This is a genomic window from Cohnella sp. GbtcB17 (assembly GCF_019091135.1).
Lineage (GTDB): Bacteria > Bacillota > Bacilli > Paenibacillales > Paenibacillaceae > Cohnella.
On record NZ_JAGXJW010000015.1, the window covers coordinates 53,002 to 68,288 of the forward strand.

The 15,287-nt window shown below is 59.0% G+C and carries 11 protein-coding genes; all 11 read left to right on the top strand.

The features are described from left to right. Window positions 1–7 precede the first annotated feature (7 nt). The 11 genes from cysI (at window position 8) to KVT38_RS10380 (ending at window position 15,174) form a co-directional block, all read left to right on the top strand. The gene (gene cysI, locus KVT38_RS10330; RefSeq protein ID WP_217593630.1) at window positions 8–1,726 is read left to right on the top strand and encodes an assimilatory sulfite reductase (NADPH) hemoprotein subunit; all 1,719 of its coding nucleotides are present in this window, start codon (window positions 8–10) and stop codon (window positions 1,724–1,726) included. A gap of 656 nt (window positions 1,727–2,382) precedes the next feature. Then, complete coding sequence (locus KVT38_RS10335) at window positions 2,383–3,813, top strand: extracellular solute-binding protein (RefSeq protein ID WP_217593631.1); 1,431 nt, start codon at window positions 2,383–2,385, stop codon at window positions 3,811–3,813. 427 nt (window positions 3,814–4,240) lie between these two features. Continuing rightward, a complete protein-coding gene (locus tag KVT38_RS10340; protein WP_217593632.1) occupies window positions 4,241–5,233 on the top strand; it encodes a zinc-dependent alcohol dehydrogenase in 993 nt (330 codons plus the stop codon). Between the two features lie 24 nt (window positions 5,234–5,257). Beyond that, entirely contained in the window at window positions 5,258–6,214 is a 957-nt protein-coding gene (locus tag KVT38_RS10345) for an ABC transporter permease (protein ID WP_217593633.1), read from the top strand. Between the two features lie 22 nt (window positions 6,215–6,236). After that, window positions 6,237–7,133: a carbohydrate ABC transporter permease gene (locus KVT38_RS10350; RefSeq protein WP_368859080.1), complete on the top strand. Its 897-nt coding sequence runs from the start codon at window positions 6,237–6,239 to the stop codon at window positions 7,131–7,133. 147 nt (window positions 7,134–7,280) lie between these two features. Beyond that, window positions 7,281–8,891, top strand: a complete 1,611-nt coding sequence (locus KVT38_RS10355; RefSeq protein ID WP_217593635.1) for a type 2 periplasmic-binding domain-containing protein — start codon at window positions 7,281–7,283, stop codon at window positions 8,889–8,891. An 81-nt stretch (window positions 8,892–8,972) separates the two neighbouring features. Further along, window positions 8,973–11,042 carry a hypothetical protein gene (locus KVT38_RS10360; protein WP_217593636.1) on the top strand — a complete coding sequence of 690 codons (2,070 nt, stop codon included), beginning with the start codon at window positions 8,973–8,975 and terminating at the stop codon, window positions 11,040–11,042. 25 nt (window positions 11,043–11,067) lie between these two features. Beyond that, window positions 11,068–11,724: an RraA family protein gene (locus KVT38_RS10365; RefSeq protein WP_217593637.1), complete on the top strand. Its 657-nt coding sequence runs from the start codon at window positions 11,068–11,070 to the stop codon at window positions 11,722–11,724. A 32-nt stretch (window positions 11,725–11,756) separates the two neighbouring features. Next, window positions 11,757–12,521 (top strand): SDR family NAD(P)-dependent oxidoreductase, encoded by a 765-nt coding sequence (locus tag KVT38_RS10370; protein ID WP_217593638.1) that lies wholly within the window; start codon window positions 11,757–11,759, stop codon window positions 12,519–12,521. A gap of 30 nt (window positions 12,522–12,551) precedes the next feature. After that, a complete protein-coding gene (locus tag KVT38_RS10375) occupies window positions 12,552–13,394 on the top strand; it encodes an amidohydrolase family protein (protein ID WP_217593639.1) in 843 nt (280 codons plus the stop codon). Window positions 13,395–13,410: 16 nt separating this feature from the next. After that, complete coding sequence (locus tag KVT38_RS10380) at window positions 13,411–15,174, top strand: IlvD/Edd family dehydratase (RefSeq protein ID WP_254639132.1); 1,764 nt, start codon at window positions 13,411–13,413, stop codon at window positions 15,172–15,174. The last annotated feature ends 113 nt before the right edge of the window (window positions 15,175–15,287 follow it).

Here is a 15,287-nt window from a genome sequence, read left to right on the forward strand (position 1 = left end):
GTTCAGCATGGCAAACACGAAACTAAGCGCGCCGGGAGGCAATCCCAGCGACGTCGAGCGCATCAAGCGCGAGAGCAACTTTTTGCGCGGTACACTGGCCGCTTCGATGCTGGAGCCGCTCAGCGCAGGCATCTCCGACGACGACAACCGTCTGATGAAGTTCCACGGCAGCTATTTGCAGGACGACCGGGATTTGCGCAACGAAGGACAAGAGCAAAAGCTGGAGCCCGCCAATCAATTCATGCTGCGCGTTCGCATGCCCGGCGGCGTCGCCCAGCCTGGACAATGGCTCGTCATGGACGAGCTCGCCCGCAAATACGGGAACGGCACGCTAAAGCTCACTACCCGTCAGACGTTCCAGATGCATGGCATTCTAAAGTGGAACATGAAAAAGACGATCCAGTCGATCCACCAGTCGCTGCTTGACACGATCGCCGCCTGCGGCGGCGTCAACCGGGACGTCATGTGCAATCCGAATCCGTACCAATCGGACATTCACGCCGAAGTATACGAATGGTCCAAGCGTCTGAGCAACGATCTGCTCCCGCGGACGAGAGCGTACCATGAGCTGTGGCTGGACGAAGAGATGGTCGCTTCTACGCCGGAGCAGGACGTATACGAGCCGATGTACGGCCCGCTCTACTTGCCGCGGAAGTTCAAGATCGGCATCGCCGTCCCGCCGTCGAACGATATCGACGTTTTCTCCCAGGACCTGGGATTTATCGCGATCGTGGAGAACGGCAAGCTCGCCGGCTTCAATATAGCGATCGGGGGCGGCATGGGCATGTCGCACGGCGATAAGGAAACCTACCCGCAGCTGGCAAAGGTGATCGGTTACTGCAAGCCGGAGCAAATCTACGATGTCGCCGAGAAAATCATAACGATCCAGCGCGACTACGGCAACCGTTCCCAGCGCAAAAACGCGCGTTTCAAGTATACCGTCGATCGTCTCGGACTGGAGAACGTCAAGGCCGAGCTGGAGAGCCGCCTGGGCTGGACGCTCGAGGCCGCGAAACCGTATCATTTCAACGACAACGGCGATCGTTACGGATGGGTGCAGGGCGTGGGGGACAAGTGGCATTTCACGATGTTCGTCCAGGGCGGCCGCATCGCGGACTATGACGGCTTCGAGCTGATGACGGGACTGCGCGAGATCGCGAAGGTTCATACCGGCGACTTCCGACTGACCGCCAATCAGAACCTGATCATCGCGGACGTCACGCCGCAGAAAAAAGAAGAGATCACCGAGCTGCTCGGCCGCTACGGATTGATCGACGTACAGCAGTATTCCGGTCTGCGCCGCAGCTCGATGGCGTGCGTCGCGCTGCCGACCTGCGGACTGGCGATGGCCGAAGCCGAGCGTTATTTGCCGGTGCTCATCGACAAGATCGAGGGCATCCTCGACGAGAACGGGCTGCGCAACGAGGAGATCACAATCCGCATGACGGGCTGTCCGAACGGCTGCGCCCGCCACGCCCTCTCCGAGATCGGGTTCATCGGCAAGGCGCCAGGCAAGTACAATATGTATCTGGGCGCCGCATTTGACGGCAGCCGTCTGAGCAAGATGTACCGGGAAAATATCGGCGAGGAAGAAATTTTGCGCGAGCTTGGCATACTGCTGACGCGATACGCGAAGGAAAGAAACAGCGGGGAGCACTTCGGCGACTTCGTCATCCGCGCCGGCGTGATCGCGGCAACGACCGACGGCACCAACTTCCACGACTAAGACAAGCGGTCGATTCTCGACACATGATCAGCGAACTGAGAGGCCCCGGATCTGCCTGGACGCACGATAGAACGCGTCAACGTCTCCGGAGCCGCTCGTCAGCGAGGCGCGTTTGAATGACCGTCGACTCTGTTCGCGATCTGCCTGCTCAAGGGATTGCCCGCGTATGCCTGCAATGCCGCAATATTGAACGTTGAACAACGCCAAGTCCTCGGGCTTGGCGTTGTTGCGTCTTGCCCCAAGCCAATAGCTGTTGAAATGCAGTTATTTCCCCCAATCCCGACGATCTTGGGCAAATAAGTGTTGAAGCGCAGTTAATTACTCGTATTTTAGCGTTATCGCCCGGCTTACAAAAAAATAAATGCATTTGAACACTTATTTACTCCGTAGCCCAAGTTTGCGCGCCGATTAACTGCTTTTAAACACTTATCGCCCCCGGCTCCTCCCGGCCCCAGGCTCCCGCTCAACCCCGTCAAGATTAGTGGCATTTGATCTTTTTCTCTCGCAAAGCATCTTCCTAAAATAAACGCCTGAAGTTCGCTGTACAAGCGATCTTCCCGGCGTTCTATTCTTTTTAAGTCGTCGCGTTGACTTTTCTTACGAAATGTTTGAGAATGTACCTGATGTCTATTATGCGAGAGTTAGGTGAGTTATACATGAGTTATAAATCAGATCGGCCCTCTTTCCAGGAACGGCTCGATCATTTCGTGAATGTCATCCGTACGGATATAATAAATGGCATCCGTCAGGAAGGGACTTATCTTCCTGCCGAGAGCGCGCTTGCCAAGCAGTATCAGTTGAGCAACAAGTCTATCCGAAAAGGACTAGATCAATTGGTGGAAGAGGGGCTCATCCAAAAAATCGACCGGGTCGGAAGCATGGTAACGTCCCGGCCGACGGCATCAATCACGCTCAACTTCGGCTGCCCGATCTCGCTGACCACCGACTTCTTGATCGACGACCTCATCGCGGAGTTCGGACGGCGCAACCCCGGCATACATGTGCGCAGAATTACGCTCAATCATTTAAGCTACGCCCAATCCGCACAGGAAATGATCGATAACGGTCTGCTGGACGTCGTCGCGTTCAACAGTCCCCAATTCCAGGAGTGGACGGAGGAGGGGCTGACCCCGCTCCTGGAAAAGCTCGAATCCGACCCGGATCTTTATCCGATCGCCGAAGAAGCGTTTTTGGTGGACGATGCGATCTACGCGAAGCCGATCTCCTTTTCGCCGGTCGTCCTCTGCTACAACAAGCGGCATTTCCGCGAAGCCGGCATTCACGAGCCCGACAGCTATTGGACCTGGAGCGATTTGCTGCGCGAATCGACCCGGTTATCCAAGGCCAGAGGGCGTCATGGCATGTACTTCCTGCCCGCCTCCGAGAACCGTTATCCCGTGTTCCTGCTGCAGGGAATGAGCAGCCGCGCAGGCGGTTCGAACACTCGCGATCCGAGCGACGACATGCTAAAGGGATTGCGTGCGCTGGATGGGCTGATAGGCAATCGGGAAGTATTTCCGAATTATTGGGCGCAGGGCAACGACGAGACCGTGCAGCTGTTTGCCGAAGGCCAGGTGTCGGTTATCCTTTGCACTTACTTCAATCTGAACGAATTCGCGCATCTGCCGCTTGAATACGACATCTGTCCGATGCCGAGTCTGCAGAGAGGCGATCCGCAGCGGACGCTGCTGCTCTCCATCGGAATGGCACTCGTCCGGCATTCCAAATCGAAGGAAGCGGCCCGGCGCTTCGTGGACTTCCTGGCCTCGGCCGACGCGCAAAATGTCATCCGCGAGCGAACCGCGAGCATACCGGCTCGCAAGGCGGCGGCGGAACGGACGGTCGGGGAGGGGCGGAACCAGCCTTCGAGATACGCCATGTTCCGAGAAATGTTCCCTTCTTTTTCCTATCACCGCGATTTGGGCCTTCAGATCAAGGATCTCAAGCAATTCACCAGGTGGCTGAAGGAATATTGGTCTGACATGATCGAGGAGGAGATGCTGCTCGCTAAGCTGAAGGACCTTTACAATAAAGGAAAGCTCCCGGTAGACCCGCATACATCAGAGGGCGAGATTCTGACTCGTTAACCTTGTCTTTCGTACATCACAAGCCGCTTCTAATGTCACTAAGTTGGCATTAAAGCGGTTTTTTGTGTTTTAGGAGCCTTTTCATAACAGAATAAAAGGAAAAGATACAGCAGGAACGTCGGAAGATAGAAGCGCATGAAGGGAAGTCCGGCCACGACGAAGATCAGTTACAACCTTAAAATCAGCTTCATTCCAGTGTAGTTTTGAGAGCGATTACATCATTGTCCAGTCTATATGTTACCGCATTCACAACAAAGAAGTTGGATCAAGTCTGTTAGGTGTCCACAAAAGTCGACGAATCGATGATTTAGGGTTGACGGTCTTTTTGTTAGCTGTGTATAATGAATACATCAGATATACATCAATTCAACAAAAGGTCGATTTACAAAGATTAACATGTAAATCAATCATGAATCAGGAGGCGCCAATGCGAGCGATCAAGAGCCGAAACGGCACGGCGGAAGTCGTCGATCTGCCAGAACCCGAGATTAAAGCGCAGCATGTCAAAGTCAGAATCGATTATTCCTCCGTCAGCATCGGCACCGAGCTGCTCATGATCCGCACGAACCCCGGGGCCCCGCTCGGATACAGCGCGACCGGGATTGTCATGGAGGCGGGGGAGGGCGTCACCCACGTCGCGCCCGGACAACGGGTCGCCTGCTACGGCAGTCCTGCTCACCGGGAGATTATGCTGTCGCCCAAGCATCTGACCGTCCCCGTGCCGGACGGCGTCGCGCCGGAAGAAGCGGCATTCGCAGGTCTCGGCGCAATCGCCGTCCACGCGCTTCGCCAGGCCGAGCTGAAGTTCGGGGAAACGGCTTTGGTCGTAGGCGTCGGCATCCTGGGACAGATCATTGCACGAATCGCGCATGCCTCCAACTATCGGGTGATTGGCTTGGAGCCTATTGCAGAGAGAAGGTCGCTGCTTGTCTCGGCAGGCATCCGCCACGCCTGCAAGAACGGAGAAGAGGTCGCCGCCGTACTGCGGGATACGACACCCGACGGAGGCGGCGCGGACGCCGTGCTCGTATGCGCCAGCAATCGAAAGGCCAGCCTGATCGACGAAGCCATCGGATGGCTCCGGGACCGCGGTCGCGTCGTCATCGTCGGTGACACCGGCACCGCATTCGATCGCGATCTGCTCTTTGCCAAGGAAGCGAGCGTGCACATCTCGCGGGCCGGCGGGCCGGGGCGCTATGAACCGGACTACGAACAGCGGGGCGTCGACTATCCGATCGGTTACGTGCGTTGGACGGAAGGACGCAACGTGCAGGACTTTCTTCGAATGCTCCAGGAGAAGCGCATCGACATCCGGTCTCTGATCTCCGACCGCGTGTCGTTTCGCGAGCTGCCCGAGCTTTACAGCCAGTACGCTTCGGCGCCCCAGAACAGAATGGGCATCGTCGTCCGCTTCGATTAGAGCGGCAGGAGAGGAGTGAACGGCATGTCGCAAGGAAGCGCGCAAGCCGCGGACGTATCAAGCGGATACGTGCATAAGCCATCAATTGGAAACAAGATATGGCGCTACCGCTGGCTTTACGTGTTTATGGTCCCTGGCATTCTCTATTACCTGGTCTATCATTACGTCCCGATGTTCGGACTGGTCGTCGCCTTCCAGGACTACAATCTGATGCAAGGCGTCACCGGCAGCTCCTGGGTCGGATGGGACAACTTCAAGGCGGTATTCGAATCGCCGGACTTCCCGCAACTGATGAAAAACACCGTTCTCCTTAGCATTTACCGCCTCGTGTTCGGCATGCTGCCGGATCTGCTGCTAGCGCTCATGCTGAACGAGATCCGGGTAAGGTGGTTCAAAAAGACGATCCAGACGCTTACCTACGGCCCGCACTTCCTTTCCTGGATTATCGTGTACGGCATCATGTTCTCCTTTTTCGCGCCGGGCTCGGGGCTGGTGACGACGTTCTTCCGGGATATGGGCTGGGGCGATATCGATGCGCTGACCAACTCGGATCTCTTCCGGCCGATGCTCGTCATGACGGACATCTGGAAAAGCACCGGATACGGCGCCATCATTTACTTGGCAGCGCTTGCCAACATCAACCATGAGCAATATGAGGCCGCCGCGATCGACGGGGCCAACCGCTGGCGCCAGCTGTGGCACGTAACGCTGCCCGGCGTTCGCGACGTCTTTATGCTGCTGGTGATCCTCCGACTTGGCGGCATCCTGGATGCGGGCTTCGAGCAAGTGTACATTTTCCTGAACGTTCGCGTTTACGACGTCGGCGACATTCTCGATACATGGATCTTCAGGCGCGGCATCGAAGAGATGAATTACAGCGTGCCGGCTGCGGTCGGCGTGTTCAAGTCGGCGATCGGCTTCGTCCTCGTGCTGGGCGCGAACAAGCTGGCGAAGCGATTCGGCGGCTCCGGCATCTGGTGAGGCCGGCAAGCATCGAACGGAGGTGGCGCAATTGACCTATATTTTCAAAAAGTCGGTTCCAGACCGCATTGTGGACGCGTTTATCATCGTCATTCTCTCCGTATTCGGACTGGCGACCTTGTTCCCGCTTTATTATGTTGCGGTCGTCTCGATTACGCCTTATACGGAGGTGCTCCGCAACGGCGGCTTTCTCCTAATTCCCAAAACCTTCACTTGGGATGCCTACAAGGCGATCTTTAACAGCGGCGTCGTGCCGAGGGCGCTGAACGTGACGATCTTCGTCACTTTGGCGGGCACCGCACTGAACCTCATCGTCACGACGCTGCTTGCCTATCCGCTCTCCAAAAAATACTTGCCGGGACGCAACGCCGTGCTCATGGGAATCGTATTCACGATGCTATTTTCCGGCGGGCTCATCCCGACTTTCCTTACAGTCAAGGCGACGGGCCTGATGAACACGCTCTGGGCGCTCATCATTCCCGGCATGGTATCGACCTTTAACCTGCTGGTCATGAAAACGTACTTCGAATCGCTCCCGTCGGAGATCGAAGAGGCTTCGAAGGTGGACGGCTGCACGGACGTCGGCACGCTGCTCCGGATCGTACTGCCGCTGTCCATGCCGATCATGGCGACGCTCGGGCTGTTTTACGGGGTCAACCATTGGAACGCCTACTTCGGCGGCATCATGTACTTGAACGACCGGGATCTGTACCCGCTGCAAGTCGTCCTCCGCAATATGATCGTCACGCCCAGCGTGAGTCAGGAGCTGTCCGTACCTCAATCGCAGCTGAGCGCGTTGCCGCCGGAGTCGATCAAGATGGCAACCGTCGTTGTCGCGATCGTGCCGATCATCGCCGTCTATCCTTTTCTGCAAAAATACTTCATCAAAGGGATGCTGCTCGGCGCCGTTAAAGGCTGATCCGTCTAACTCGTCAAGGGGGGATGCGTCAGCCGAAGCGCCTCGGCGCCGGCGACCCACAGTCCGAAAGGCATGAAAAAGAAGGCATTCCGCACATTCCATGCAAGCTGGCTCGTCATGCAACCCAATCCAGGGAGGTCATTCCACATGAAACGTACAAGCGCCATACTGGCAAGCCTTGCCGCCGCATCCCTATTGGCCACCGCCTGCGGCAACAACGACAACGGCGCTTCGCCGTCCGCCGGCTCTTCCTCGTCCGGTTCCTCCGCATCGTCCGCCACGGCCGCGACGAAGCTCAAGCTGAACTGGTATGTCATCGCCTCGGCGGACGCCCAGCTCCCCAAAGGGGATGCCGACTTCGTCAAGAAGGCGATCGACGAGAAGTTTAACGTCGACCTCGTCATTGACTATATGCCTCTCGGAACGGACTTTCAGAACAAATTCAACTCGCTGGTCGCTTCCAACGACATTCCCGACGTCTTTTTCGCCGAAGGCATCCCCTCGAACCAATACATTGCGGACGGCGTCGCACGCGACATGACGGGCCTCGTGACGCCGGCCAACATGCCGAACTACTTCAAGTACTGGGTCACCGAGGAAGAGCTGCCGAAGTACCAGGTCCAGGGAAAGTTCGCGCGCGCTCCGGTTCCTTACGAAAAAAATTATTATCGGTCTTATTACGTACGCAAGGACTGGCTCGACAACCTCGGCCTGTCCGTGCCGAAGTCGTACGACGAGATGGTCGAGGTCATGAAAGCCTTCACGACCCGCGATCCGGACGGAAACAACAAAAACGATACTTACGGCTTCACCGCATACGGCAACGGAACGAATATGTCGCTCGAATTTCCGACCTACGTAAAAAACGGCCTGTTCGGCGACTTCATGGTCGAAGGCGACCAATTCATCGATACCCGCACGGACCCTCGCATGCAACAGGTGTTGACGGATACCCGCGCGCTTCTGGATCTCGGCGTCGTCGACCGGGACTGGCTGCTTAACAAGAACGGACAGCAGCTCGAAAAGGCGGAGCAGGGCAAGGCGGGCATCGTGCTCGGCTTCGGCAAAAACTTGGCGTTCGACAACAACCCGGAAGGTCTCCAAGCGAAAACGAAGGAAATCACAAAAGTCGAGACCGCAAACTGGGTGGCTTTCGATCCGTTCGCCGACACGGGCACTTACCTGACGCCTGTACCCGGCAACCCGTTCTTGTTCAGCTCGAAGTCGACGGATGTGGAAATCGAGCGTTCGATGCAGATCCTCGACTGGCTCGCGGGCGAAGAGGGCTTCCTGATGACCCATTACGGCCGGGAAGGCTCGGAGTACACGCGCAGCGGCAGCACGATCACGCTGAACCAGGAAGCATACAAGACAAACGTCACGGATCAGGGCAACTTCCTGTCCGTCTACCAATGGTTCACGCCGATCTCGGGTCCCGAGGCGTTCGGCGTCGAGGTGTCCGATCCGAATATGACCGACCGCGACAAGGAGATTCTGGCGACGATGAATGCATACAAGCTTGTGCCGTCCGTCGGTACCAGCCTCGTCGTCAAGGAAGGCATGGACCTGGCCGCGCTTCGCAAGCGCATGAATGAGCTCCAGATCAAGGTGCTCTATGACGACAAAACCGCGGACAACTGGCCTGCTTACCGCCAGGAGCTCATGACAAAGTATGCAGGCAAGGAAATTTTCGAGTACTACGCGCAGCAAGTTTCGGAGGCGCGCGGTACGACGGTGAGCTTCGACGCGGGCAACTGATCGCCTTGATAGAGCTTGAAGGCGGAGAGCCGGCATCGGCTCTTCGCCTTCGCCGAATGAAGAAGCGAAAGGGGAGCGCACATGAACGGTTGGCAACGGCAGGCCGACGATGTGACGGCGCTGAAGCGACTGCCGTCAGGCGGAATTCAGGCCGGCGAGACGATTCTGGTGCGCGGCTACGCGGCGGCCGGAGACGGCGGGGCGAAGGAGGTGGCGTGGCATCCGGAATGCGAGCTGGCCGACGACGGAGGCTTGGTTCATGCGCCGGCGGACGGCGGGCGGGGAAGATGGATCGTCTCGCACGAAGGCGTCGGAAAATTCAGTTACTTCGGCGTGTTCGGACGCGAAACGGCTGCGGATGCCGCACTCGATGCGATGCTCGCACATCCTTCGATCCGGCGGATCGAAGCGGACTGCGATTTGAACTTCACGCAGCGGCACCGGATCACCCGCGGCTTTATCGATCTGAACTTCAACGGCTTCACGGTAACGACGACGGGGATCGAACCTGCACCGCCGAACGATCCGTTTGCGGCGATTTTCTACTTCCGCGGCGAGGAGACGGGCGACGTTCAGCGCGTCGTGCTCTCGGAGACGCTTGCGGAGCTGGAAGATCGCTTCGAAGTGGCGGACGCCACGGCGTTCAACGTCGGCGATTGGTGGCTCGTGCGCGGCGACCGGCTGTCCGGCGGCGCGGAACGGGAGCTGGAGAAACTCGTCAAGGTAACGGAAGTGCCGGACCCGACGCATGTGCGTCTGCAGTATAAGAACGGATGGACGCTGGAAGCGGGCCGCGTCCTCGAGTATCGGCGTGTGAAGCCGATCGTGCAGGCGAACGTGCGAAACATGAAGTTCGTCGCGAAGGGCGCGACCGAAGCGTCCGGCTCGCATCCGCTCGCCTTCGAGTATGCTGTCGAATGCGACGCCGTCGGCATCGATGCGACAGGCACGTACTGGCCGGTCGTCATGCGGCGCTACAACACCTTTTACGTAACGGAGCGCTGCCAGCTGCTGAATCCGGCCGAGGTCGTCGTTGGAGGCACCGGCTATCTGACGCAGCAAATTTATTGTTTGTATGGCCATGTGCGGGACTGCCTGACGAGCAACGGCAGGCACTTGAACGACTTCACCGGCTCGGCCTATTGCCATGTCGAAAACTGCCATGCCGACGGGGACGATCTCGGCGCGTTCGTGACGCACGGACAATATGAGCACGATCTCACCTATGTCGGCAACTCGGGCCTCATGTCGTTCGCCAACAGCGGGCCGACCTGGGGAGAGAGCGCAAAGCGGATTACGGTCAAGCAGCATGTCGCTTCGTGGTTTCTTGCCTTTCGAAAGGTGACCGATCTGACGCTCGAAGACGTTCATGTCTACGCGCGCGCCGGAGTCGAAAATACCGCGGATACAGGCTCCTTCTGGCTCAATGCCGACGGGGTGCAGATGAAAAATTGCACGGCGGAAAAGATGGTGAAATTCAAGCAGGTCTCCGCGCGCTCTCGGCGCCCCTCCGTCGTGGAAAATTGCGCCTTTGCGTTGACGAAAGGGCGACGCGTCTCCCATGAGGAGGTCGCGTCGGAGCTGACGTTCCGCGGGTGCCGGTTCACGGGCTCGGACGGCAATGCGTTCGCGGGAACGGGGGATTTGCGCTTTCTGGATTGCCGAATCGAGGGGTCGGGACCCGACGCCCGCCCGATCCGATTTGCTGGAAAGCGGTTGACGATACGCGGCGGAGAAATTCGAAATTCAGGATTCCGATTAACCGGCGGCAGCGATGTCCGACTGGACGTCGGATCGGGCGCGACGATCTCGGGGAGCAACGGAGAGCAAGCGTTTTTCAGCAGAAGCGGAGAGCCGGGAGGAGGCGCGACGAGCTGGAGATTCGACGGCGCGATCAGCATGGCCGCCTGTCCGACGATGGCGCACTTCGCCATCGCCGGCTACGACGCCGATCACGAGTGCTTCGTGACCGGATCCGCCTTTGAAGGCGGCCGCTTCGAAGTGTCCGAAGGCGCGTTCGGCGAAGGGAGCTGCATGCTGTACGATTCAAACGTCGAACGCGGCGTGGATCGAAGCGCCCTGCCGCCCGAATCTGCGGCGATCAGGCATCGCGAAGGCAATCTCCTGCTGCCGGCACGTTCAACAAAATAAGCGTTAACCATGGAGGATAACAATCGTGAACGATCAAGAACTGTTCGACCGCATGAGTGAATCGCTCTATTCGGCGGTCCTGTCCGACACGCTCGACGAGCTGGGCTACCGCAATCAAGTGATGAGGGAAAACATCAATCCGATCGATCCGGATTGGGTCGTGGCCGGCCGCGCCAAGACGATCCTGTCCGTCGATGTGCACTACCTGCCGGATCATCCGTACGAACAGGAGATCGCGGCAGTCGACAGCATCAAGCCGCATGAGGTGGTCGTCGGCTGCACGAACGAGTCGCTGCAGAACGGGCTGTGGGGAGAGCTGCTCTCGACGGCATCCAAGATGAGAGGTGCGCGCGGCGCGATCGTCGACGGCCTCATCCGCGATACGAAAAAAATTCTCGAACTGGGCTTCCCTGTATTCGCGACGGGGACGAAGCCGGTCGATTCGCAAGGACGCGGACTCGTCATCGAATACGATATTCCGGTCAAATGCGGCGGCGTACTCGTCCATCCCGGCGACGTCATCTTCGGCGACAGGGACGGCATCGTCGTCATTCCGGCCGCGCTGGCAGAAGAGGTTTTCAGGCGTGCGCTGGACAAGGCAACCCGCGAGAACCATACGCGCGACGAGCTGCTGCAAGGAAGGACACTGCGTCAGGTTTACGACAAGTACGGGGTATTGTAAGCACTTGCGAAAAAAGGAGGTTGGCGGCAGCCGTGAGATTGCGGGGTAAACGAGCGCTCGTGACCGGAGCGGCAAGAGGCATCGGCGAAGGCATTGCCGAGCGCTTCCTCGAGGAGGGCGCCAGCGTCGTCCTGTTGGACCGAAGCGAGACGGAGCTTAAAGCGGCGCTCTCGCGGCTGGAGACCCGATCGCCGGGGCGCGTCGCGATCGAAGTGTGCGACCTGGCCGACGAAGCCGGCTTGGAGCGGGCGGCACATTGCGCCTTTGTACGCTTCGGATGTATCGACATCCTCACCAACAACGCAGGCATCGCCTATCGGGAGGCGTTCCTGTCGATCCCTTCCGCGCACTGGAATGCCGTCTTCGATATCAATGTGCGCGCGACGTTCAGGCTCGGTCAACTGGCTGCGAGCCGAATGATCGCTCAGGGAAGCGGCGGCTCAATCGTCAACATGAGCTCGAAAAACGGACTGGCAGCAAGCAGCTGGCTCGCCCATTACAATGCCTCGAAGGCGGCGGTCATTTTATTGACCGAATCGATGGCGGTCGAGCTCGCGGTGCATGGCATTCGCGTGAACGCGGTCGCGCCGGGCTTCGTCGACACGCCGCTGGATCGCAAGCTTCGGGCGGAATCGAGCCTGCCTGCTTATTCGTCGCGCACGCCGATGAAGCGGGGCGGCACGGTGGAGGAGATCGCGAACGTCTTTTTGTTCCTCGCCTCCGACGAAGCTTCATACGTGACCGGCTCGACGCTTCGTGTCGACGGCGGCCATTTGGCGAACGGCAGCGAGCTTTAAAGAGGAACAAACAAGGAAGGCGGCGAGCCCATGATTTTCGACAGTCATACGCATCTGTTCGGTCCGGGCATGGTGTCCGGACCGTCCGATCAGGCGATCAAGCGCGCCTGGGGGCCGGATATGAACATAGAGGCGACGCCGGCGCAGCATCGGGAAAATATAAAGGGACTTCGGGGCTCGATCGTGCTTGCCTTTGCCGGGCATGCGACGGGCATGGTCGTGCCGAACGAGTACGTCGCCGATTATTGCCGGACCGATCCGGACCGTCTGTTCGGCTTCGCCAGCGTCGATCCCAATCGTCCGGACTGCGTGGACGCGTTCGAGACCGCGATCCGGGAGCTGAAGCTGTGCGGCCTCAAGCTCGGTCCGATCTATCAGAACTTTTATCCGGATGCCCAAGCGCACTTCGCACTCTATGCCAAGGCGCAAGAGCTTGACGTGCCGATACTTTGGCATCAGGGCACGTCGTTCGTGCCCGAAGGCTATCTGGACGCATCCCGTCCGGCGATGCTGGATCCGATCGCCAGAGCTTTTCCGCGTCTGAAAATGATCGTGGCGCATATGGGGCATCCGTGGGTGGACGAATGCATCTCGCTGGTTCGCAAGCATCCGAATTTGTACATGGACCTGTCGGCGCTCGGCGGACGGCCGTGGCAGTTCTATAATGCGCTCGTGTCGGCGCTGGAGTACGGTGTGCAGGACAAAATTTTGTTCGGCTCCGACTTTCCGTTTTTCACGACGCGGCAGACGATCGAATCGCTTATGCGCATCAACGATCTGGTAGAGGGAACGAAGCTGCCGCGCGTCCCGGATACGGTCGTCGAGGCGATCATCCATCGGCCGACGCCGGAGCTGCTCGGACTTGTTCCATAGGGCGGCAGCTTCAAAAATGAAGAAGGGGAGAAGTCCGATGGCGCAAGGAGACGGAGAACGCGGAGCCGAGGCTTCGTCCGGCCGCAAGCTGAAGAGCGAGTCGTATTTTCAGGAAAAGGAGCTGTGGGGCTTCATTCATCGTTCCTTCACGAAGTCGATGGGGTACACCGAGGAGGATCTCCGCAAGCCGGTCATCGGCATCTGCAATACGTTCAGCGAACTGAACAAGTGCCATTCGCACTTCAATGAGCTGGTCGAATACGTCAAACGGGGCGTCTGGCAGGCGGGCGGGCTTCCGATGGCATTCCCGACGATCTCGATCGGCGAGCCGTATATCAAGCCGACCTCGATGCTGCTTCGCAATCTGATGGCGATGGACACCGCAGAGATGATGAAGGCGCAGCCCATCGACGGCGTGGTGCTCATCGGCGGCTGCGGCAAGACGGTGCCGGCACAGCTCATGGCGGCGGGCAGCGTCAAAATTCCCGCGATCGTGCTCACGGGCGGCCCCATGCTGAACGGCAGGCTGAACGGCCGCTCGCTCGGGGCCTGCACGGATTGCTACGGCTTTACGCTGGAGCACAAGGCGGGCAACATCACGGACGAAGAGCTGGCTATCGCGGAGAATGCGGTCTGCCGAAGCGACGGGCATTGCATGGTGATGGGGACGGCCAGCACGATGGCTTCGATCGCGGAAGCGATCGGCATGGCGCTGCCGGGCAACGCGGCCATCCCTGCGCCGGACAGCCGCAGGAGGCATATGGCCGAACGGACGGGCAAACAGATCGTCGAGCTGGTCCGCCGGGATATCCGTCCGCGCGACATCATGACTGCGGAGGCGCTAGAGAACGCGATCGCGGTCACGATGGCCAGCGGCGGCTCGACCAATGCGATTATCCACCTGATCGCGATCTCCCAGCGGCTGGGCCGCAAGCTGCCGCTGGAGACGTTCGACGCGATCAGCGCCTCCACGCCGTTTATTCTGAATCTGCGGCCTTCCGGCAAGTACCAGATGGAGGAATACTTCGAAGCCGGCGGCGTACCCGCGCTCATGAAGGAGCTCGAGGCGCACCTGCACCTCGATTGCCTGACGGTGACCGGACGAACGATAAGGGAGAATCTCGCCTCGGCGCGGACGCTGAACCGCGACGTCATACGCACGGCGGCGGAGCCGCTCGACGCGCAGGGCGGCATCGCGGTGCTGCGGGGCAACCTTGCGCCGGATGGCGCGCTGGTCAAGCAAACCGCGGTAACCGCGCGCTTGAAAAAGCATCGGGGCCAAGCGGTCGTTTTTGAGAGCCCGGCCGATATGGAGGCCAGGATCGACGACCCGGATCTGGACGTGGACGAAAACAGTGTTCTCGTGCTGAAGAATGCGGGTCCGAAGGGGGCACCGGCCATGCCCGAGATCGGGCAGATTCCGATCCCGAAGAAGCTGCTCGTCCAGGGGGTGCGCGACATGGTACGGATCTCGGATGCGAGAATCAGCGGCACGTCCTACGGCGCGCTGATCGTTCACGCGGCGCCCGAAGCGGCGGTCGGCGGCAATCTGGCGCTGGTGCGCACGGGCGACTGGATCGAGCTGGACATTGACCGCCGCAAGCTGGAGCTGCAGGTCACGGACCAAGAGCTGAAGGAGCGTCGTCAACATTGGCAGGCGCCTGCGCCGCAGGACGACCGGGGTTACGGCCTGTTGTTCCACGAACGGGTGCTACAGGCGAATTTGGGCTGCGATTTTGACTTCCTGCTGCCGAAGGCGCTGCGGGAGGAACTGCTGTAGCCGCTCGGGATGACCATTTGATGACAGTGGCTGTAATCAAACACCGTCAGGGTGAGTTTTGCCCTTGCGCTCAAGGAGCCCTTGCGGCTCCTTTTTTTTGTGCGGTTCGGCCT